This is a genomic window from Mycobacterium sp. VKM Ac-1816D (assembly GCF_000416385.1).
In the GTDB taxonomy this organism is placed as follows: Bacteria; Actinomycetota; Actinomycetes; order Mycobacteriales; family Mycobacteriaceae; genus Mycobacterium; species Mycobacterium neoaurum_A.
This window is the reverse complement of the sequence record NZ_AOHQ01000139.1, coordinates 127,120-149,210: the sequence shown is the minus strand read 5'-3', so window position 1 is coordinate 149,210 and position 22,091 is coordinate 127,120. Positions and strand designations below refer to the sequence as shown.

The window sequence follows — 22,091 nt, the reverse complement described above, 5'->3', positions numbered from 1 at the left end:
CACCGCAAGGTGGAACGCCATACCCCGAATGGGGCATCCGCGTCGTCAGCCCGGCAGACCTCCAGGCACGCAGACCCGTTCGGCCTATGTGCATCCCGCCAACGGGAGATCGTGGGGGTACCCCCAGTGTTCCTAGCGTCTACCGGGACAGGTTCAACGGTGCGTGATCGCACGGGCAGGTTCGGAACAGGGAGAACTCATGGTCGAATCACTGGTACAGAACGACTTCGAGATCACCCTCCAGCACGTGATGCGCCGGATGCGAACCATGAATGCCCACGTCGAAGTCGTCACGCTGATCGACGACGAGGGCACCGTCAGCCGCAGCACCTACGGCAACGTGGTGCGCCGGGCCGACAAACTGGCCAACGCGCTGCACCGCCTCGGCATCCGGGAAGGCGACCGAGTCGCCACCTTCGCATGGAACACCCAGCAGCACTTGGAGATCTATCTGGCGGTGCCCTGCATGGGCGCGGTGCTACACACCCTCAACATCCGGCTCACCGACGAGCAACTCGTCTACATCATCAACCATGCCGAAGACCGCGTCCTCATCGTCGATGAGACGCTGGTGCCGCAGGTAGAGCGGATCCTGTCCAGGATCCCGGCGATCGAACATTTCGTCGTGATCGGCGATGCCGGCCGCGCGCAGATGCTGACCGATGCGCTGGCCTATGAGGCGCTGATCGCCGATGAGCCCGAGCACTACGACTATCCGGACATCGACGGATCGGCCGCGGCCAGCCTGTGCTACACGAGCGGAACCACCGGTAATCCGAAAGGCGTTCTCTACGGCCACCGCTCGACGGTGCTGCACGCCATGGCCGAGTGTCTGAACGACACCCTCGATGTCCGGTCCGGCGACCGGGTGCTGCCGGTCGTTCCCATGTTCCACGCCAACGCGTGGGGCTTGCCGTACACCTGCGGGCTGCTGGGCGCCGCGCTGATCATGCCCGGGAGATTCCTTCAGGCCGATCCGCTGGTTCGCCTGATCGCCGCCGAGAAGGTCACGTTCGCCGCGGCTGTCCCCACCATCTGGAATGACGTGCTGCGCACGTCGGCGTCCGCTCCCCAGGCGCTGGCATCCCTGCGTCGTGTCACCTGCGGTGGTGCCGCGGTACCGCTGTCGCTCATGCAGCGGTTCGAAGCGGCCTTCGGTACACCGCTCGTGCAGGGTTTCGGCATGACCGAAACCAGTCCTCTCGTGGCCATCGCCGAAGCCCCGGCCGGCACCGAGGGTGACGAATTCTGGCGGTACCGTTCCAAGACCGGCCGTATCTCACCGCTCGTCGAAGTGCGCATCGTGGACCCGGACGGCACGGAACTGCCGTGGGATGGCGAGCAGGCCGGCGAGCTCGAGCTGTGCGGACCGTGGATCGCGTCGGGTTACTACCTGGATGAGGCGGCCAGCGCAGAGGCCTTCCGCGATGGCTGGCTGCGCACCGGCGATGTCGCTACCATCGACCCCCTCGGTTATCTCCAGATCACCGACCGGGTCAAGGATGTCATCAAGTCCGGCGGTGAATGGATCTCCTCGATCGAGATGGAGAACGCCCTGATGTCCCATCCGGCGGTCGTCGAGGCGGCGGTGATTGCCAAACCCGACGAACACTGGACGGAGCGGCCGCTCCCCTGCGTCGTCGTCGACACCGCGGAAACCACCAGCCCCGAGGCGCTCAACTCCCACCTCCAGGATCAGTTCGCCCGGTGGCAGCTGCCGGACGAATACGCCTACATCGCCGAGGTACCCAAGACCAGCGTCGGCAAATTCGACAAGAAGGTGCTGCGGGCAATGCTCGCCGATGGCCGACTGTCCGGGAGGCAACGTGTTGAGACCGAGACCGCGAGCGGGCCTGCGCTACGGGATCAGGCGGCAATCCGATGAGCACTGCCGAGGCACGGGTGGGCAAGAAGAATTCCCACCTCTACTGCGGGATCTGTGAGGCGGCATGCGGATTGGTCGCCACTGTGGGCGACGACGACACGGTGACCTTGCGGCCCGACCCCACGCACCCGAATTCCCATGGATTCGCCTGCTCGAAGGGCATCGCCTTTCCCGCGGTCCGTGAGGATCCCGACCGGATTCTGCACCCTATGCGCAGACAACCCGATGGCACCTTCACCGCGGTCGGGTGGGATGAGGCGCTCGATGACATCGGCCGACGTCTGCGTGCAGTCGTGGCCGAACACGGACGTGAGTCGATCGGGCTGTATCTGGGTAACGCAGGCGCGTTCAACTACTCGGCGTTCCTCTGGATCTTCGGCTTCGCGGCAGCGTTGAAGACCAAACACTTCTACACCGCGGCCTCGATCGATATCAACAACTACTGGGTCGTCGGTGAGTCCGTCTACGGCCACAACCTCGTCAACCCGGTCCCCGATGTCGACCGCACCGATTTCTTCCTCTGTCTCGGCGCCAACCCGGTGGTCTCACACGGCAGCATGCTGAACGTCGGGCACATCCGAACGTCCTTGCTCAGGATTCCCGAACGGGGCGGTCGTGTGGTCATCGTGGACCCGCGGCGCTCCGAAACGGCCCAGCTGTTCGAGCACCAGCCAATTCTTCCAGGGGCGGACCCGTGGCTACTGGCCGCGATGCTGCATGTCATTCTGCGTGAACGCTTGGAAGACACAAAAGTACTGGCATCGTCCCGCGGCGGCCGAGACGCCCTGTGGGCGGTCGTGGGTGACGTCGACATGGAGCGGGCCGCTGCCGAAACGGCCATACCCGTTGCGACGATCGAGAAGCTGGCGCGGGACTTCGTCGCGGCACCGGCCGCGTGCGTGTATGGACGGTGCGGAGCATCGCTGGGCCCCTTCTCCACGTTGACGAAGTTCCTTATCGACGCGATCAACATCGCAACCGGCAACTTCGACCGGGCCGGCGGCATGGTCTTCGGGATCCCCGCCTTGGACACCGAACAGTTCACAAAGCTATTCCGCCTCAACGGATATGACCGTTGGCGTACCCGCGTCGACGGGCATCCGGAGGTGCTCGGCACGTCACCGGCCGCGACGATGGCCACCGAGATGCTGACCCCGGGAAAAGGCCAGCTACGCGCGCTGATCAACTGCTTCGGCAACCCCGCGATGTCCATACCCAACAGCGGCGAAGTCGAACGCGGCCTGGCGAGCCTCGACCTCCTCGTCTGCGTCGACCCTTACCTCACCGACACGTCACGATTGGCGGACTACATCCTGCCGCCGGCCTTGTGGCTGGAGCGCGAAGGAATGCCCATCTTCACCCAGCCGCACAGTAATGTGCCCTATGCGCAGTGGGTTTCGCCGACGGTACCGCCGCGGGGACAGGCCCGAGAGGACTGGTGGATCGTTGACCAGATCGCCAAACGCATCGGTCTCGCGCCGTCCCCGGCCCCGGGCGCGCAGCTGGCCGCCACACTCGGTATCCGCCTGAAGCCGTCATTCGTCGCCGACGCATTCATGCGTATCGGTCCACACGGAGACCTGTTCGGGTTGCGGCGACGCGGCATCAGTCGCAAGAAACTGCTCCGCCACCCGGGCGGCGTCAAACTTGCCGACCGACTCCCCACCGGAGTTGCACGCCACCGCCTGCACCACAAGGACCGACGTGTGCATCTCGACGATTCGCGGTTTGTCCGCGAAATGGGCCGGATGGCCGCCCGCATCGTTCACGACGTCGACGCATATCCGCTGCGGCTGTTCAGCATCCGCGAACTGCGGTCGCACAACACCTGGATGCTCAACGTGCCCAAACTGATGGCCGGTGATCGTGTCCAGCGGTTGCGCATCCACCCGGCCGACGCCGCGGTGCGGGGCATCGACACCGGTGACCACGTCGTCGTGACGTCACCGCAAGGTGCCATCACGGTCGAAGCGCAGGTCACCGATGACATCATCCGCGGCGCGATCGGGCTCCCCCACGGCTGGGGGCATCGCGGCGGGTGGCGTCGCGCGACGGCCGCCGGGGGCGCCAACTACAACATCCTGACACCCGATGCACCCGATGCTGTCGACGTGCTCAGCGGCAACGCCGTGTACAACGGCGTCTCCGTCGAGGTGACCAGAGCCGCGGTGACCGCCACCGTCGGCGCCGAAAGGGAACTCTGATGGCCTTTGTGATCGCCGCACCCTGTGTGGCCGACTACTCCTGCGTGGAGGTCTGCCCCGTCGACTGCATTCACCCCACCCCCGACGAAGCCGGGTTCGATACCGCCGAGCAGCTGTTCATCGACCCCGAGAGTTGCATCGACTGCGAAGCCTGTGTGCAGGCCTGCCCGGTCGACGCGATCTTCGACGCGGCGCGCATACCGGCGCGCTACACGGACTACGTCGAGCACAACGCGCAGTACTACCGGAGTGTCACACCATGACCGAACGCCGGCCCCTGCGCATCGCCATCGTCGGCTCCGGTCCCGCCGGCCTCTATGCCGCGGGGCATCTCCTCAGTGGCCCCCATGGCACCTACCTCCACGGCGAAGTGGTCGACCTGCACGACGAGCAGATCGAGGTCGATGTCTATGAACGGCTTCCCACGCCGTGGGGGCTCGTCCGTGGTGGCGTCGCCCCGGATCACGCCGAGAAGAAACTCGTGTCGACCGTTTTCAACGCCATCGCCGCCCGCAAGGGGTTTCGGTTCTTCGGCAACGTGGAGCTGGGCAGCGATGTCCATCACGACGAGCTCGCTGCGTGGTACGACGGCGTCATCTACGCCGTGGGCGCGGCCGGCGACAACCGGATGGGCATCGACGGCGAAGAGCTACCCGGTAGCCATTCGGCCCGAGAGTTCGTCTCCTGGTACAACGGTCACCCGGACCAGGCCGAGATGCAGTTCGATCTGAGCGCCGAGCGCGCCGTGGTGATCGGCAACGGCAATGTCGCACTCGACATCGCCCGGATACTCACCCTGCCCGACGACGAACTCCGCCGCACCGATATCGCCGACCATGCGCTGGAAGTTCTGCGGCACAGCAGTATCCGCGAAGTGATCGTGCTCGGCCGGCGAGGCCTGAACCAGGCGGCGTTCAACAATCCCGAACTCGAGGGACTCGGTGAACTCAAGGACGTCGACATCGCCGTCGAAGGCGTCGACCTCGGTTCGGCCACCACCACCGACGTCGATGTCCGCAAGCTCACCACGATCCGCAGCTACCTCGAACGCCCACGGACGGGCGCGGGCAAGCGAATCGTGCTGCACTTCATGGCCTCCCCGATTCAGATCCACGGGACTACCCGCGTCGATTCCGTCACGATCGCCCGCAACGAGCTGATCGCGGGACCCGATGGGTCGCTGCGTGCGCGAAGCACGACGGACACCACCACCCTGCCGGCAGGTCTGGTCCTGCGGGCCGTCGGCTACCGCGGCGCTCCTGTCGCCGGGCTGCCCTTCGACCAGCACACCGGCACCATTCCGAACGAGGGTGGACGTGTCGTGGGATCACCTGGTGTCTACGTGACGGGCTGGATCAAACGCGGTCCGAGCGGCATCATCGGCACGAACAAGAAGTGCGCTCGCGACACGGTCCGCGCGCTACTCGAGGACCACCGGACCGGGAACCTCCCGACTGCCGACACGCTGAGCAGTGCCCAGGTCACCGCCGAATTGGCTCGTCGGCAGGTGGCGGTCGTCACCGACGAGCAGTGGAAGGCGATCGATCGCCACGAACGGCGGGCCGGCGCATATTTCGGCCGGCCCCGGATCAAACTGACCAGCCGATCCGCACTACTCGATCGCGCGAACTCGGCGAGCGCGGCTGGCGAGCGCTGAGCGAGCCGACACCAGCCAGAGCTACACCGGGTCGAATTGCGAGATGAGCCAACGCCCGTCGACCTTCTCCAACCCGACCCGGACACTCGAGGCGGAGTTGGTCGGTGCATCCTTGCCGACGGTGACGGTCTGGTTGACGAAAAGCAGGACCACGGCGCGGTCAGCCGAGACGGAGACCGCGGCCGCCGCGGGCACGGTGGCCGTTGCTGCGATCTGCTTCTGCTGGGCGCCCGGGATCACGACATCATGCGTCAGCGATCCGTAGGTGTCACTGAACGGGCCGGTCAACCTGCTCCGGGCGGCCTGTAGATCCTGCTCGACGGTCTCGGGACGATAGGACAGCAGCGCGACAGTGCCATCGGTGGCCGCGCGCACCGTGTCACCGCTGGCTGCCTGGACCTGCCGGAGCACCGCCGACTGCCACGCGACGTAGCCGGCGCCGGCGGCCAGCAGCACGGCCAACGCCGGTAGCAGGACGTAAGCCGCCAGCGAGATCCAGTTGACACGGCGAACCCGAGCGGCGCGGGCCGATTGGACCGATTCTTCTGCCGCCGCCGCCGCCGCGGCGGTCGGCTCGAGCTGATTCATGCCACGAACTCCACCCGTGAGACCTTGAACTGACCATCGATTCTCTGCACCGCGATCCGCATCCGCCAGGCGCGCGGGACAGGTTCGGCGCCGGCGGAACTGGAGGTCTTCACCGACACCGCGACCAGGGCCTGGGCTTCGTCACCGGTCCACGATTCCAGGCCGGCCTCGGTGACCGTCCCCACCGAAACCGATTTGGCCTGCTTCACGACATCGACGAACGGTTGTGATCGCGTGGCGAAGTCGTCGTAAAAGGTACCGGTGGCGCCGTCCATGATCCGTTGCACGTCGGCATCGGCCTGCTCCCAGTCGATGGTGGTGAGGTTCAGCGCACCTTGCCGCGCCGCCTGCAGGAACTCACCCTCTGCCTGCCGGTTCTGCAGCTGCTTGTAATAGCCGTAGCCCAACCCGCCCAGCAGCCCGGACAGCACCACGACCAGGAGCAGTACGAGCACCAGTAGCCGCCGTCTCGTGGGATTGACTGCCGGAGTGGGTGACTCGGTGTCGTCGAGTTCCATCAGCTGCCCGGGGGCAGGAGAAGTGTCTCCCATGTCGAATCCTTCTGTGCGTTCTGGGCAAGATCGGACTGCGTGTACTGCTTGCCGTCCGGTCCGATGTAGGCACCGGTTGCCGGGTCGTAGTACGCCACGGCGATCGGCGGTGGCGTCGCCGGAGGTGGCGGCAACTGCGGGATGGCCTGCCCGGTACCGGTGGCGTTGGGATCGCCTTTCCAGTTGAAGCCGTCGTTGAGCGGCACGAACTCGGTATCGCTCTCGCATTCACGTACGGTGGCCGCCCTCTTACCCGGTCGTGTGACGCACGGGGTGTTGCGTACACCACGCACGTTGAACGGAGAATCCTGCGGGACACGGCAATACAGGTCGCCGGGAGCCCGGTCGGGATAGTCCACGAGTGCGGCGTTGCGCGCCTGCTGGGTCGGCAGGTATCCGGTCGTGCATGGCGGTGGCAGGTTCAGATTCAGGTTGAAACTGAGGTAGGCACCCTTGTAGTCCTGCTTGGTGTTGACGTTCGCGGCCAGCGATCCCTGCTCGATGGCGACGAGTTGCGGCAGCAGCACCAGAATCTGTTCGAGACTGTCCTGATAGGTCAGCCCCACCTGCCCGACACTGGCCAGGTTGGCCATCACGACCGGCAGCGTGGGTTGCACCCGATCGACAAGTTGGCGGACCTCGTTCAGCGCCGGGCCGCCCTGGTCGATGACGCCGGCGACATCCCGATCGTGTTCCTGTAGTTCGCGTGTCACCGTGGCGACGTGAGACGCCCAGCCTTGGATCGCATCCGAGGTCTCGGTCTGGGAATCCAGGACCGGCTTCGCGTTGTCGATCAGGGCCAACATGGGATCGAGATTGTCCCTGGCGTCGTTCGACAGGGTGATCGCGCCGGACACGATTTTGGTCAGTTCCGGGCCCAGACCGCCCACCGCGGTGTAGGACTCGTCGATCACCGTCTTGAGGTTGTCCCGCGGGACCGCTTCCAGTCCTGTCTTCACCGCGTCCAGGACGTCATTGATGTTCTGCGGTACCGAGGTGTCGGCCAGCGCGATCACATCGCCGTCCTTGAGCGGCGGTGCGGAAGCGCTGCGCGGCAGCAGTTCCACGTACTGTTCCCCGATCGCCGATTGGGAATGCACCTCCGCCCGCAGATCGCTGGGGATGGGGATGTCCGAATTCAGCGTCATCTCGGCGACCACACCGTTGTCGGTCAGCCGCACGGCGTCGACCCGCCCCACTTCGGTGCCGCGATAGGTGACATTGCTGCTGCCATACAGACCGCCGGTCACCGGTAGCTGCATCGTCACCGAATAGTGGCCGATGCCGAAGAGTTTGACGGGCAGCTTCATGTAGTGGACGCCCATCAGGATCAGCGCCACCAGGGCGATCACCGTGAAGATCGCCAGCTGGATCCGGGTTTGCTTGTTCAGGTGCATGTCATCGCCCCTGGTCGAATCGGTAGGGCGCGGTGAGCGGATTGCCAGGACCATTCGGCCCGCCCGCCAGGCAGGGACTCGGGAACTGCCCGATGGTGCGTCCCCACTGCAGTTCCAGCTGGGTCAGGTCGCACTCCCACCGGGTGCCGGTGAAGAACCCGGCGTCGATACGGCTCAATGTCAGGTCGATCACGGCAGTCAGGTTCGCGTAGTCACCGCGCTGCCATTTCTCGATATCCGCGTTGGGGAAGGGGTAGGTCGGTAGCAGCCCCAACGACCGGGTCAGGCTGGGACCGGCATTGGCCAGCGACTCCAGCACCGGGCCGACCTGCTGCAACTCCTTGACCAGATTCTCCTTGCTCTGGTTGACCGTGTCGGTGGTCAGCGCACTGAACTGGCCGAGTTGGTCCGCGGCCCGCACCAGGTTGTCGCGTTGGTCGTTGAGGACCGCCAACGCGTCCGGCAGCGTGCGGACCGCACGGTCCAGTACGGGTTCCTGCGCGGCGAACTTTCCGGCCAGGCCGTTCAGGCTCTCCGTCGCGGCAATGATGTCGCCGCTCTGGTCGTTGAGGTTCTCGGCGAAGCGGCTGGACTGCTGAATCAGGCTGCGCAGATCATCTTCTCGGCCCTCGAAGGCGGTGCTGAGGGCCTCGGTGATATCGCCGGCCTGACCGAGACCACCGCCGTTGAGCACCAACGACAGCGCCGCCAGAGTCTGCTCGGGGGTCGGATACGCGCCGGCACGCGCCAGCGGAATCAACGAACCGTCGTGCAGTCGGCCCTCCGCAGGCTGATCGGCCGGTTCCGCCAACTCGATGTGCAGTGAACCGAAGATGGTGGTCATGCCGATCTTCACGGTGGCGTTGGCCGGCAACTGCACGTCACCGTTGAGCCGCATCGTCACCAGCGCGTGGCCGCCCTGCAGCTCGATCTTGGAGACGTGACCGACCGTCACATCGGCCACCCGCACACGGGAATTCGGCTGAATGTTACTGACATCGGGCATCTGGGCTTGAATGCTGTACGCACCGGGGCCATCGCCTTCGGTACCAGGAAGCGGCAGGGAGTTGACGCCACGCCAGCCACAGCCCGACAGCACGGTGACGGCAACACAGACGAGTAGGCCCGACACCAGTGGGCGCCAACGGCGGGACGTCATGAGCCACCTCCGGGAGGAGTCATCATGCCGGGCAGTCCGGCGGTGGGGTCGGTGGCCACCACCGGGGCCGGCGGCGCCTCCGCGGCCAGCGGTGCCGCCGGCAGCGCGTTCGGATCGCCGGCGGCGGGGCCTGTTTCGGGCAGCGGCGGCACATAGTCCGGGCGCATCCACTCCTCGCTGTAGGTGACCTCGTTGGGCCGCGCCTGGGTGCCCACCAACAGGTTCTCGCCGAGCGGGAGAAAGTTGTACTGCCGGTTCTTCACGATCGGCGCGAGGTACTGGGCGCACAGTTTGGACGCCTGTTCGGCGCCCAGACGGGAAGCCGCCTCGATGGCGCCGCACAGGAACGACACGGGGTTGGCGAAGTTGCTGACCATCAGTTGCCCCGTCAGCGATCCGTTGGCAGGCTCGTAGATGTTGTTGAAGTTCGCCATGACCGTGGGCAGTACGTGCAGGGTCTGTTCGAGGTCACCGAGGCTGCCCACCACCGCGGCAGAGATCGAGGCCAGTTTGTCCGATGCGGTACCGATCGGTTCGCGGTTCTCCGCGACGAACGTCTGCACTTCGCCGACAACGGCATTCAGGTCCTGGACTGCCTGACCGACCTCATGCGGGTTGTCGGCGAGAAGTCCGGATACCTGGGAGAGATTGACGTTCAGCTGACTGAGCAGGTCACTGCTGTCGCGCAGCGCGGTCACCAGTGTTGCCAGATTGCGTACTGTCCCGAAAATGTCCTTGCTGTGGTCACCGAGCGCGGACATCGTCTGCGACAGTTTGATGACGCTGTCCCGGATGGTCGCACCCTGACCGCGCAGGTTGTCGGCGGCGGTGTCGATGACCGCGCCGAGGGTGCTGACCCCACCGGGTTCGGTGGGCTGCAGCATGTCGGTGAGCCGTTCCAGCTGGGCTCGGACATCGTCCCATTCCACCGGGACCGCGGTGCGGTCCTGCGGGATGACAGCTCCCCCTGCCATCGTCGGACCGCCGGAATAGGGCGGTGTCAACTGGATTGCACGCCCGGTCACCAGTTGTGGGGACAGGATCACGGCCTTCGCCTCGGCCGGCACGTTGAACTTGCGGTCGATCCAGAAAGTGATCTTGGCGCGCTGTGCCTCTGGTTCGATCTTGTCGACCTTGCCGACCGTCACCCCACGGATGCGGACGTCGTCGCCGGCGAACAGACCGGTGCTGTTGTCGAAGTAGCCGACGATCGACATCCTGTTGATGTGGTCGTCGACCTTCACCGCGACCATCGTGCCCGCGGCGAGAACCGCAACCAGGACGGCCGCCAGGATGGCACGCGGGTTGCGTATCGCCGTGATCACGGTTGTCCTCCATGCGGTGTGGGCTCTCCCGGCGCCGGTACGTAGACCGGCTCCGGCGTCGGCGCAGCGGGCGGCTGCGCACCATTGGGCGGTAGTGCCGGCGGCCCGGGCGGCGGTCCGCCCGGCGCGGGCGCCGGCGGCGGCTCCCGGTAGGGGTAGCAGCCGGTGGGGCCGGGCAGCGGTAGGCCCGGGGGGCCGCATCCCTGATCGCCCGGATTCCCGGTGATCGCGTCCGGCAGGGTCATTCGCGGTGCACCACCCTGTCCGGTGCGGGGGAACGGTACCGGCAATGCCGGCGTGCCGGGCTGGCCGATCTGCGGATCGGACAGCTGTGAGGGTGGCAGCGTCGACGGGTCCAGACCGAGGTCGGAGAAGGCAGCATCGACGAACGGCTGCACGAACTGCCCCGGGAGGAGGTTGACGACGTAGGCCTTGAAGAAGGGGCCCGATCCGATGGTTTCCCCGAGCGCCATGGCGTAAGTGCTGAGTCCCTTGATCGCCTCCCGGACACGGTCCTTCCGGCTGTCCACGATTGCGAGCACCCCGTTGAGTTTGTCCAGGGCGGGTTTCAACTGCTGACGATTCTCGGCGATGAACGCCTTCAGCTGCGTCGATACCGCAGATATGTTGCCGGCCAATTGATCGAGCGCCGCGCTCTGGGTCTGCAACTGCGCCAGCAGCGCGTTGGTGTCGCGGATCAGACTGACGATCCGGTCCGTGCGCTGGGCCAGCACCCCGGTGGCCTTGGCCGCGTTGTCGAGCAGGTTGCGCAACTGGTCGTCGCGGTTGTTCAGCGTATCGGCAAAGCGTGCAACGCCTTTGACGGCATCACGCAACTGTGGCGGGGTATCGGCGAAGGTCTCTGCCAGCGTGGCCAACGAGTCCGAGAGCTGATGGGTGTCGAGCCCGCTGATCGTGGTGGCCAACTCACCCAGCGCCTCGGGTAGCTGATAAGGCGATGTCGTCCGGTCCATCGGGATCGGTTCGGTCAGCTCGCCGTCGCCGTGCGGAACCACATCGAGTTGCTTGGTGCCCAACAGGCCCTTTGTCCTGATCGCGGCCTCGGTCCGATCACCCATGTGAATGTCATCGGGGACATCGAAGGTGACCAGCACACCGGGTCCCTCCAGTTCGATCGAGGCCACCTTGCCTACCGGATAGCCCGAAACCTGGACCATCGCACCGGTGTACAGGCCACCGGCGTCCTCGAAGTACGCCGAGTAGCTCTTGTTCTGGTTGAGGAACGGCAGCATCTGGTTACCCAGTGCCGCCGCCACCACCACGACGACCGCCAGCAGGCCGACCGCGCCGAGTACCAACGGATTGCGCTCCGAAAAGGGTCGTGTCGCTCTCATTTCGGTGCGCACCGTCCCGTGCTCTGACCGGCCGCCTTGACGAAGACCGGCTGTCCGCCTTTACCGTTGAGCTTGAGAATCACATCGCAGAAGTAGAAGCCGAAGTAGTCCCCGTAGATACCTTGCCGATTGAGCATCCGGTACTTGTCGGGCAGGGTGTCGAGGAGTTGATCGAAGTACTCCCGGTCCGCCAGGATCGTCCCGGCAACCCGGTCGGTGTCGGTCACCACCTTCTGGATCGGTTGGCGTGTCTGCGCCAGCAGGTCGGCGATCGATCCGGTCGCCGCATTGGTGTGAGCGACCGCGTTGGCGATATCGGTCTTGCGCTCGGCCAGACCGTGTACGAGTTCGGACACGTTGGTCACTGCCTTGTCGAGCTGGTCGCTCTGACCGCCGAGCGTGCCGAGCACCACGTTCAGGTTGTCGATCACCTCGCCGATGAGAAGGTCGCGGTCGGCGAGCGTATTGGTCACTGCGGCAGCCTGATTCAGAAACGAAGCGATGGTGGGACCCTCCCCTTGTATTGCGTGTAGGAGTTGACCGCTCAGGTCATTGATCTGATCGGGCTGCAACGCGCGGAACAGTGGGCGGAACCCGCCGGTCACCGAGTCCAGATCCAGCGCGGGTTGTGTCCGGGCCAACGGGATCGTCTGCCCGGGGTTCAGCACCTGGGCGCTCCCAGCGCCTTCGACCAGCGCCATGTACCGACCGCCGATGAGGTCGTCGTAGCGGATCTCCGCGCGGGTGCCTTCGGTGAGAACCGCGGCCTGATCAGCGCTGAACTCGACCCGCACCGTGGCATCGGGGTTGACGTTGATGCTCGTGACCTTGCCGACTTCGACGCCGGCGACGCGCACCATGTTGCCCTCGCGCAAACCGGACACATTGCTGAACTCGGCGCTGTAGTCGTGGGCGCTGCCGCCGAAGCGGAACTGTGAGAAAACCACCATGGTCGCGGCCAAGGCGAGCGCACACACCGTCATGAACAGACCGAGGCGGATGATGATGCCTTTGAGGTTGTCGGTCACGAGGTTTCTCCTTTCCTGGGTGAGCCCTCGGTCATCACGGCGGACCGCCCTGCCCGGCCGTGGCCGGTGAGGTGGCGGCGGGTGCCGCCGGTGGTATCCCCGGCCACAGCGGCACGCCTCCCGGTCCGTACAGCGCGGCACCGTAGGGCGGTGCACCGGGGTAGGGCTGCGGTCCCGGCGCCGGGCCGGGCAGGCACTGCCGGATGCTGGGCGGTTCGGGGACGGCGCGGGTCACCGGAAGATAGTTCGCGTAGCACGGGCGCCCGATGCCCGGGTTGGGCCGGATATCCAGCCCGGTACCCCATCCGGTGTTCGTGATGAGTTGGCGCACCGGGAAGTTCTTGGTCGCATCCGGTAGGGAGCCGCATCCGGGCCGACCTCCGGGACCGCCCTTGGCGGCGACGACCGGAAGATTCTCCGGAAAGGAGTACGGGTCGTTGCCAGGTAGTAACGCCACATCCACGACGAACGTCCGGCCATCGCCGCCGAAGACACCCTTGCCGTTGTCGATGATCCATTGCGCGCCTTGGAGTGTGCACGCGTAGGCGGGGCTGTACATGTTCAACAGTTCGATGGTCGGTTCCAGGCTGTTGATCGCGGTGACCAGGTTGTCCTTGCTGGAGACCAACAGATTCGAACCGGCCTCCGATACGCCGATGGCGTTGAGCAGCAGGGTATCCAGCGCATCCTTGTGGTCGACGACGGTGGTGCCGGTGGTGCTCACCGCGTCCAGGATGGAGACGATGTCCTCGGCAGCCGCGCTATAGGTGTCACCCAGATTCTTCAGGGCCCGGATGTCCTCCCGGAAGATGTCGCTGCGGGAGTTCAGCGCCGTCAGCACCTCGTTGAGGTCGGTGGTCGCCGCACCGATCTTTTCGCCCTTGCCGCGCACGGCGTCAGCCACCGCGGTCAGGACGGCGTTCAGCTTCAGCGGATCCACCATGTCCAACAGATCGACGACGTTCTCGAAGACGGTGTTCACCTCGGTGGTGACATTCGTGGAGCGCAGGGCGGCACCGGCGGCCAATCGCTGCCCACTGGGATTCGACGGGTAGACGAGATCGACGAACTTGGCACCGAAGATCGTGGTGACGGCGATCCTTGCCTCGATGTTTTCCGGGATGTAGCGGATCTGATCGGAGTCGATGTCCAGCTTCAACTGCGCACCGGCGCCTTTGCTGCTGATCTGGCTGACGCGGCCGACGTCGATACCGCGCAGTTTGACCTTTGCGCCGGTCTCCATGACCAGTCCGGTGCGATCCGCGGTGAGCGTCACCGGCACGACCGAACGGAACGTGCCGCGAAACGAGGTGACCGTGACGAACACCAACGCGACCACCGCGAAGAACAGGATGAGTGACCACCAGGCGTTGGCGATACGGGGCTTCCCGCGAACGACATCCACGGTTCAGCCCGCCAGGTGAAAGTTGCCGGACTGCCCATAGACGGCCAGCGTGACCGCCACCAGCACCACGGCGCCCACGACCATGGATGCGCGCACCGCACGACCGACGGCCTCCCCCACACCCGCAGGTCCACCGGTGGCGGTGTAGCCGTAGTAGGTGCACACCAGCATCACCACGACGATCATCACGATCGTCTGCAGGAATGACACCACCAGATCCGTGGTGTTGAGGAACGTGTTGAAGTAGTGGTCGTACACGCCCGAGGCCTGACCGTAGATCAGGGTCGTGCCGTACCGCGCTGCGACGAATCCCATCATCAATGCCACTGCGTACAAAGGAATCACCACGATGGTTCCAGCCAGCACCCGGGTCGCGGCGAGGTAGGTGACGGTGCGGATACCGATCACTTCCAACGCATCGACCTCCTCGTTGATGCGCATCGCTCCCATCTGTGCGGTGGCCCCGGCGCCGACGGTTGCCGTCAGCGTGACCTGCGCCGTACCCGGGACGATCAACCGGGGAATGAAGAACGCCGAGGCAAACCCGGTGAATGCCTCCACACCCACCGACTGGAACTGGGTGTAGCCCTGGGCTGCCACGACCGCGCCCGTCGTCATCGTCATGAACCCGACGATCACGACGGTTCCACCGATGGATGCCAGCGCGCCCGAACCCAGCCCCATCTGCGCTATCAGGCGCAGCAATTCCGGGCGATAGTTGATCACCGCATCCGGAATCCGGGCGAGCGTGAGGAAGTAGAAGCGCGTCTGGGCACCGATCTGGTCCAGCTCCGCCAGGATGCGGTTTCGGGTGCGAGCCAGCCGCGGATACCGTCCCGCCGGCCGGCCACTGGTCGCGGTGTGTGACATGTTTTATCCCAACCTATTTCAGGGTGAACTGAACGCCGATGACGGTGACGACGATGTTGACGGTGAACAGGACCATGAACGCGAAGACCACCGTCTCGTTCACGGCGTTGCCGACGCCGGCAGGTCCGCCACCGACCGAGATGCCCTTGTAGCAGGCGATCAACCCGGCTCCCAGCCCGAACAGGAATGCCTTCACCAAAGACACGATGACGTCGCTGAGTCCGGTCACGACCGTCATGCCCGAGACGAAGACTCCCGCGGAGACATCCAGTGCGAAGACACAGAACATGAACGACGCCACCATCCCGACGAGCACGACCAGGCCCATCAGCGCCACCGAGACCGTGGTGGCTGCCAGTACCCGCGGGATGACCAGTGTCTGGATCGGGTCGATGCCCATCACCCGCTGAGCATCCAGTTCCTCGCGAATGGTGCGTGCTCCAAGGTCTGCGCACATCGCGGTGGCGCTCGCACCCGCGGTCACGAGAACTGTTACCAGCGGCCCGATCTGGTTGACATTGAAGAACGCCGCGCCGGCTCCGGAGAAATCTGCGGCACCGAACTCGCTGAGCAGGATGTTGAAGATGAAGGTGTTGATCAGCGCGTACGGAATGATCATCAGCACTGCCGGCAGGACGGAGACCCGCGCCACGAACCACGATTGGGCCAGGTATTCGCGCCAGGCCAGGGGCGAGGTGAAGATCCCGACGAAGACATCCAGGGTCATGCCGAAGAACCCGCCGATCGCGCGCACGGGTTTGGCGAGCGGGCCCGCGGTCAGCAGCATGTCTGCCGGTGTGCTCGTTCGGTCCCGCTGTATGCGACCGGATGGTGAAGGCCAGATGCCACGTGTGCTCCCAGATGCAAAGTCGGTGTGAACCAGTCACGATGGTGGTGCCTCGCTGACGAAGCACACGCCGACGCGGACCGCGAGTTTCTCGATGAGCCGACGTCCCGACGTGTTGTGACCGCTGACACAGAAAACCATCCCCGGTCTGTCGGCGTCAGCCCCCAAAGGAGATAAGTCGCTACCCCGAACGGGGCGTTGAAATTGACGTGCCCGCAAACTTCACCCGGGCCGCACCGACGCGGTGCATCGATCTAAATGTCCTGATGGGCAATGGAAATAGCCATATGGCCGAAAAAGGAGGCCGCCTGCCCGCGAAAGCGTCAGCGGGCAGGCGGTCCGGTTTCCGGCGCCCTCACGGGCGCATGGGTAGGTGCGAGAGCGTGCTAGTGGGGCGGCTCTGACAACAGTGCACCGAAGATGTGGCGTTCCACCTTCTGGGTCAGGTCGATGTGCACATGCTTGGTCTCGGTGTATTCGTCGAGTGCGTGCGGGCCCAACTCACGCCCCAGTCCGCTCTGCTTGTAGCCGCCGAACGGCAGGGCCGGATCGATCTGGTGCCAGTTGTTGATCCAGACCGTGCCGGCACGCAGCTGGTCCGCGATCTCCACGGCGCGTTCGTAATCCGTGCTCCATACGCCCGCGCTCAACCCGTACTGCGAGTCGTTGGCCTGCCGGACGGCGTCGGCCTCATCGGTGTAGCGCAGCACGCACAGCACCGGACCGAAGATCTCCTCGCGCGCGATCTCCATGTCGTTGGTCACTTCGGTGACGATGGTCGGCTCGACCCAGTAGCCCTTCTCGAAAGCTGCGCCCTGGGGCGCACCGCCGCCGAGCACGACCTTGGCGCCGTCACTGCGGGCGCTGTCCAGGAAGCTGAGCACCCGGTCGCGTTGCCGTGCCGAGATCACCGGACCCACATCGGTGTCGAAATCGGTGGTGTCGCCGATCTTCAGCGCCGACGCACGATCCACCAGCCGGTCCACCACGAGGTCGTACATGTCCTCGGGCACCAGCAGTCGTGTTCCCGACTCGCAGATCTGGCCGGAATAGAGCATGCACCCGAACAGGGCGCCGTCGATTGCGACATCGAGATCGGCGTCGTCGAGCAGCACCTGAGCGCCCTTGCCGCCCAGCTCGAGTGACACCTTCTTCACCGTCGCCGAGGCCAGGCGCATGATCTCCCGGCCCACCGGCGTCGATCCGGTGAACGCCACCTTGTCGACATCGGGGTGCTCGGCCAGCCGGGCGCCCACGGTCGGGCCGGGACCGGTGACGAGATTGAGGACGCCGTCGGGCAGGCCGCATTCCTTGGCGATCTCGCAGAGCCGCAGCAACGTCAAGGGGGTCTTCTCGTCGGGCTTGATGACCACCGAGTTGCCGGCGGCGAGCGCCGGCCCGACCTTCCAGATCCCCAGCAGCAGTGGGAAATTCCACGGCACGATGGCCGCACACACACCGAGCGGTTCATGACGGATGATGTTGGTGGACATCGTCGGATACGCCTGGGTGCCGACCTGTTGTTCCCATTGGTAGGTGGCCGCGAGCTCGGCGAAGTACAGGAAGTGTGTCGGCGCGTAGCCGATGTGGAATCCCGTGGCCTGACGCACGGTGGCACCGTTGGCATGGATTTCCAGCTCCACGAGCTCGTCGAGTTCCTGCCCCATCCGGTCGGCGATCTTCACCAGTACCGCTGACCGATCGGCGGGCGCCATCTTTGACCACGACCCGGACTCGAACGCTGCCCGCGCCGCCGCCACCGCGGCATCGGCGTGCTCGACGCTCCCGCGCGCGATCGTGGCGACCACCTCTTCGGTCGCCGGATCGCGGATCTCATCGACCTCCGCGGCATCCACGTGCTTTCCATCGATGAACATGGCGTAATGCTTGACGTCCGCTGCCACGGCGCCTCCTTCGACTCGGTCCCCTGGCAGTCAACCGCGAGGGCGATACCCCGCACCATCGCCCGAAAGAGGTGAACGCGTCGCCCCATCAGTCAGGTAATCCAACAAACCGGTCGCGCTGTCGGCCGCGCGGGCAAGAGCCTATTGGCCAGTTTTGCAATCCGATTGCACGACCGATGACATTATGTGAGGCATGGGATTGCACCAGTTCAGCAGCCTCACTCGGCTGTCCTGAATTGGTGCTGCACTCGATGTCGTCATCAGGAAAGTCGATTGTCGGCACCGCACACACCGCGAGCCAGCCGACCTAGGCCCTCGCAACCAGGTAGGAACAAAACCTGGGGTACGTCACTGCGGCAGGCTTGCCGGTCGCCGGCTAACTGTCCAGGCCGATGTCGAGCACCCGGACCGAATGGGTGAGCGCGCCGACGGCCAGATAGTCGACGCCGGTGGCGGCGTAGGCCGCCGCCGACTCCAGCGAAAGCCCGCCAGAGGACTCCAGTTTGGTGGCCGGTGAGCGACTGTCGCGGCGCTGCACGGCGATCTGGGTCTGCCACACCGGGAAGTTGTCCAGCAGCACCAGTTCGACGCCGGCCCCGAGGACGTCATCGAGTTGTTCGAGCGAATCGACCTCGACCTCGCACGCGATATCCGGCGCCGCCGCCCGCACCGCCGCAAGGGCGGCCAGCACCGACCCGGCCGCGGCGACATGGTTGTCCTTGATCAACGCGGCGTCACCGAGCCCCATCCGATGGTTGACGCCGCCGCCGACCCGCACGGCGTACTTCTGCAGGGCGCGCATGCCGGGCAGGGTTTTCCGGGTGTCACGGATGTGCGTGCCGGTACCGTCCACCGCGTTGACCCAGTGGGCGGTCGCGGTGGCGATACCGGATAAATGACAGACCAGGTTGAGCATCGTGCGCTCGGCCGTCAGCAGTCCCCTGGTGGGCGCCTGCACCCGCAACAGCGCCTGACCGGGCTGCACCCGGGCACCGTCGGCCAGCCGCTCCAGCACGGAGTAGCCGTCGGAGCCCAACACGGCGTCGAGCACCAGGACGGCCACGTCGATACCGGCGGCGACACCGTGCTCACGCGAGGCCATGACCGCGGTGGTGACCGCGTCCGGAGGCACGGTGGCCTCGGTCGTGACATCCGGGCCGTAGCGCAGGTCCTCGTCCAGCGCTCGCTCGATCAGCGCGCGCGCCTCGGTACGTTCGGTATCGGTCAGTGCGTGCACCTGCACTCCGTTCATCAGCTTGCTCCCAACGGTGCGACCGCCTGCGGCACACCGGAATCGTCGAGTCGCACGGTGGTGCCGTGCGCCTGGGCGGCATCGGTATCGGGATGGTCCGCGCGGTGGTGACAACCGCGGGATTCGGTGCGCGCCGACGCCGCCGCGGCCACGGCACGTGCCGTCAGGGTGAGCGCCGCGTCTTCGACACCGATCCGATCGGTCAGTGGCCGTTCGACGGCACCGGACAGGGTCGCGGTGAGCCGCTGCAACCCCGCGGCGTCGCGCACGACCGAGGCGTCGCGGCTCATCGCGTGTTGCAGGGCTGTGCGCTCCAGCATCGGTGCGCGCGGCGCGTCGTCGAATACCGCGCGGGTGACTCCCGCCCGCCCGGCGTGCGCAGCTGCCGCCCGTCCGGCGCGCCCGCCCACCACGAGCCCCTCCAACAAGCTGTTGGAGGCCAACCTGTTGGCGCCGTGCATACCGGTGCGGGCGACCTCGCCCGCGGCGAACAGGCCCGCCAGTTCGGTGCGGCCGTGCACATCGGTGCGCACTCCCCCGCAGCTGTAATGCGCACCGGGAACCACCGGGATCGGTTGGCGGACCGGATCGATGCCCGCGGCCCGACAGGCCGCCGTGACGGTCGGAAAGCGTTCTGCGACACCGTGCACGCCGGTCGCGTCGAGGTAGACGCAGGCGTCCCCGGTGGCGCGCAGCCGGTCGTCGATCGCGGCCGCGACCACATCCCGCGGCGCCAGATCGCCGAGCGGATGCGCACCCGCCGTCACCGAGTCACCGTGGCTGTCGACGAGGATCGCGCCCTCACCCCGCAGGGCCTCGGTGACCAGCGGTCGACGTCCACCGGCCGCGCCGGTGAACAGCATCGTCGGGTGGAACTGCACGAACTCGATATCGCCGACCGCGACGCCGGCCCGCAACGCCAGGGCCACACCATCGCCCGTGGAGCCCACCGGGTTGGTGGTGGCGGCATAGAGATGACCCAGCCCACCGGTGGCCAGGACGACAGCGGGCGCGTGCAACAGTCCGGGCCCGGCCTCGCTGTGCACCAGCACACCGGTGACACCGGCACCGTCCCGGCAGATCTGGACCGCCACATGGTGGTGACGGATATCCAGCTGCGCCGCAGCAGCATTGAGGGCGCGCTGCACCTCGGCCCCGGTGGCATCACCGCCGGCGTGGATGATGCGGCGCCGGGTGTGCCCACCCTCGCGGGTCAGCGACCACTGCCCGGGCCGGGACTCGTCGAACCGGGCGCCGTCGGCGACCAGCTCGGACACCGCCGCATACCCGTCGGCGACGATGGACGCCACCGCGTCGGCATCACACAGCCCGCCGCCGGCGGCCACCGTGTCGGCCACATGCGCCTGCACCGAATCCTCGGTGCTCGGCAGGACCACGGCGATACCGCCCTGGGCATAGAAGGTGGCCGTCTCTCCGACCTTGCTGAGCACCACGACCTTTCGGCCCGTACGCGCCGCGGCCAGGGCCGCGACCAGTCCGGCGACCCCGGTCCCGATGACGACGACGTCAGCGCGCTGCTGCCAGAAGCCGGCACCACCGCACGTGATCATTCCCCGCCGCCGGGCTGCCCGATCTCGATCATGCGCTGGACACTCTTACGCCCGGCCGCGGCGACATCGGCATCGACGTGCACCTCGTCGGCGCCCTCGACGAGGCAGCGCAGCAACGCGGCGGGCGTGATCATCTTCATGTAGCTGCACGACGCCCGGTCATTGACCGCGAGGAAGTCGACTTCCGGTGCAGCCCTGCGTAACTGGTGCAGCATGCCGACCTCGGTGGCGACCAGCACCTGGTGGGCGCGGGTCTCACGCGCGGCATCGAGCATGCCGCCGGTGGACAGGATCTTCACCCGCTCCTCGGGCACGGCACCCTCACCGGCGAGGTACAACGCCGAGGTGGCACAACCACACTCGGGATGCACGAACAGCTCGGCATCCGGATGCGATCGGGCCTGCGCGGCCAGCTCGTCGCCGTTGATACCGGCGTGCACATGGCACTCACCGGCCCAGACGTGCAGGTTCTTGCGGCCGGTGACCCGGCGGACATGTGCACCCAGGAACTGATCGGGGCAGAACAGCACGGTGCGGTCCTCGGGGATGGAGGCCACCACCTCGACCGCGTTCGAGGAGGTACAGCAGATGTCGGTGAGCGCCTTGACCGCGGCGGTGGTGTTCACATACGACACCACGACGGCGTCGGGGTACTCGTCCTTCCACGCCCGCAATTCCTCGGCGGTGATGGAGTCGGCCAATGAGCAGCCGGCGCGCTGATCGGGAATGAGCACGGTCTTGTCGGGGCTGAGGATCTTCGCGGTCTCGGCCATGAAGTGCACCCCGCAGAACACGATCGTGTCCTCGGATGCCTCGGCCGCGATGCGCGACAGCGCGAGCGAGTCACCGACGTGGTCGGCGACATCCTGGATGGCCGGCAGCTGGTAGTTGTGCGCCAGCAGCGTCGCGTTGCGCAGATCGGCGAGTCTGCGCACCTCCGCGGCCCACTGCCCGTCGGGCACGATGCCGCCGTATCCGCCGGCGCCGTCGACGATGCGTGCAGCCAGCACGCTGTTGAGTGCGCCGGTGCGATCCAGGACCGTCATGGCAGTCTCCTTTTTGCCTACCGAGGTTTTCGACTTATGATCGAAAA

The 22,091-nt window shown here is 66.0% G+C and carries 18 protein-coding genes; 4 read left to right on the top strand and 14 right to left on the bottom strand.

Annotation, left to right across the window (positions count from 1 at the left end; all coding sequences use genetic code 11):
• Positions 1-199: 199 nt before the first annotated feature.
• Genes G154_RS19130 through G154_RS19115 form a run of 4 tightly spaced genes read left to right on the top strand, consistent with a single transcriptional unit; the run spans position 200 to position 5,746 of the window.
• On the top strand, positions 200-1,885 hold the full coding sequence (locus tag G154_RS19130; protein WP_019512091.1) for a long-chain fatty acid--CoA ligase: 1,686 nt from the start codon (positions 200-202) through the stop codon (positions 1,883-1,885).
• The gene (locus tag G154_RS19125) at positions 1,882-4,089 is read left to right on the top strand and encodes a molybdopterin-dependent oxidoreductase (RefSeq protein WP_045546513.1); all 2,208 of its coding nucleotides are present in this window, start codon (positions 1,882-1,884) and stop codon (positions 4,087-4,089) included. The genes G154_RS19130 and G154_RS19125 overlap by 4 nt, the downstream gene beginning before the upstream one ends.
• On the top strand, positions 4,089-4,352 hold the full coding sequence (locus G154_RS27410) for a ferredoxin family protein (protein ID WP_019512093.1): 264 nt from the start codon (positions 4,089-4,091) through the stop codon (positions 4,350-4,352). The genes G154_RS19125 and G154_RS27410 overlap by 1 nt, the downstream gene beginning before the upstream one ends.
• A complete protein-coding gene (locus G154_RS19115; RefSeq protein ID WP_019512094.1) occupies positions 4,349-5,746 on the top strand; it encodes an FAD-dependent oxidoreductase in 1,398 nt (465 codons plus the stop codon). The genes G154_RS27410 and G154_RS19115 overlap by 4 nt, the downstream gene beginning before the upstream one ends.
• Positions 5,747-5,767: 21 nt before the next feature.
• On the opposite strand, the gene G154_RS19110 is transcribed toward G154_RS19115, so the two are convergent.
• The 14 genes from G154_RS19110 to nadA form a co-directional block, all read right to left on the bottom strand.
• A complete protein-coding gene (locus G154_RS19110) occupies positions 5,768-6,334 on the bottom strand; it encodes a hypothetical protein (protein WP_019512095.1) in 567 nt (188 codons plus the stop codon).
• Positions 6,331-6,885 carry a hypothetical protein gene (locus tag G154_RS19105; protein WP_031601483.1) on the bottom strand — a complete coding sequence of 185 codons (555 nt, stop codon included), beginning with the start codon at positions 6,883-6,885 and terminating at the stop codon, positions 6,331-6,333. The genes G154_RS19110 and G154_RS19105 overlap by 4 nt, the downstream gene beginning before the upstream one ends.
• On the bottom strand, positions 6,852-8,282 hold the full coding sequence (locus tag G154_RS19100; RefSeq protein ID WP_019512097.1) for an MCE family protein: 1,431 nt from the start codon (positions 8,280-8,282) through the stop codon (positions 6,852-6,854). The genes G154_RS19105 and G154_RS19100 overlap by 34 nt, the downstream gene beginning before the upstream one ends.
• A gap of 1 nt (position 8,283) precedes the next feature.
• The gene (locus tag G154_RS19095) at positions 8,284-9,441 is read right to left on the bottom strand and encodes a virulence factor Mce family protein (RefSeq protein ID WP_023985753.1); all 1,158 of its coding nucleotides are present in this window, start codon (positions 9,439-9,441) and stop codon (positions 8,284-8,286) included.
• Positions 9,438-10,766, bottom strand: coding sequence for a virulence factor Mce family protein (locus tag G154_RS19090; RefSeq protein ID WP_019512099.1), 1,329 nt, complete (start codon positions 10,764-10,766; stop codon positions 9,438-9,440). The genes G154_RS19095 and G154_RS19090 overlap by 4 nt, the downstream gene beginning before the upstream one ends.
• Positions 10,763-12,121 (bottom strand): MCE family protein, encoded by a 1,359-nt coding sequence (locus G154_RS19085; RefSeq protein ID WP_031601482.1) that lies wholly within the window; start codon positions 12,119-12,121, stop codon positions 10,763-10,765. Before G154_RS19085 ends, G154_RS19090 begins: the two co-directional genes overlap by 4 nt.
• Complete coding sequence (locus tag G154_RS19080) at positions 12,118-13,149, bottom strand: MCE family protein (RefSeq protein WP_019512101.1); 1,032 nt, start codon at positions 13,147-13,149, stop codon at positions 12,118-12,120. The genes G154_RS19085 and G154_RS19080 overlap by 4 nt, the downstream gene beginning before the upstream one ends.
• 34 nt (positions 13,150-13,183) lie before the next feature.
• A complete protein-coding gene (locus G154_RS19075; RefSeq protein ID WP_019512102.1) occupies positions 13,184-14,554 on the bottom strand; it encodes an MCE family protein in 1,371 nt (456 codons plus the stop codon).
• Positions 14,555-14,557: 3 nt separating this feature from the next.
• Positions 14,558-15,424: an ABC transporter permease gene (locus G154_RS19070; RefSeq protein WP_019512103.1), complete on the bottom strand. Its 867-nt coding sequence runs from the start codon at positions 15,422-15,424 to the stop codon at positions 14,558-14,560.
• A gap of 13 nt (positions 15,425-15,437) precedes the next feature.
• Positions 15,438-16,211, bottom strand: a complete 774-nt coding sequence (locus G154_RS19065) for an ABC transporter permease (protein ID WP_019512104.1) — start codon at positions 16,209-16,211, stop codon at positions 15,438-15,440.
• Positions 16,212-16,657: 446 nt separating this feature from the next.
• Entirely contained in the window at positions 16,658-18,148 is a 1,491-nt protein-coding gene (locus G154_RS19060; RefSeq protein WP_031601481.1) for an aldehyde dehydrogenase, read from the bottom strand.
• A gap of 403 nt (positions 18,149-18,551) precedes the next feature.
• The gene (gene nadC / locus G154_RS19055; protein ID WP_019512106.1) at positions 18,552-19,427 is read right to left on the bottom strand and encodes a carboxylating nicotinate-nucleotide diphosphorylase; all 876 of its coding nucleotides are present in this window, start codon (positions 19,425-19,427) and stop codon (positions 18,552-18,554) included.
• Positions 19,427-20,998: an L-aspartate oxidase gene (locus G154_RS19050; protein WP_019512107.1), complete on the bottom strand. Its 1,572-nt coding sequence runs from the start codon at positions 20,996-20,998 to the stop codon at positions 19,427-19,429. The genes nadC and G154_RS19050 overlap by 1 nt, the downstream gene beginning before the upstream one ends.
• Positions 20,995-22,044: a quinolinate synthase NadA gene (nadA, locus tag G154_RS19045; RefSeq protein ID WP_019512108.1), complete on the bottom strand. Its 1,050-nt coding sequence runs from the start codon at positions 22,042-22,044 to the stop codon at positions 20,995-20,997. Before nadA ends, G154_RS19050 begins: the two co-directional genes overlap by 4 nt.
• Positions 22,045-22,091 lie beyond the last annotated feature (47 nt).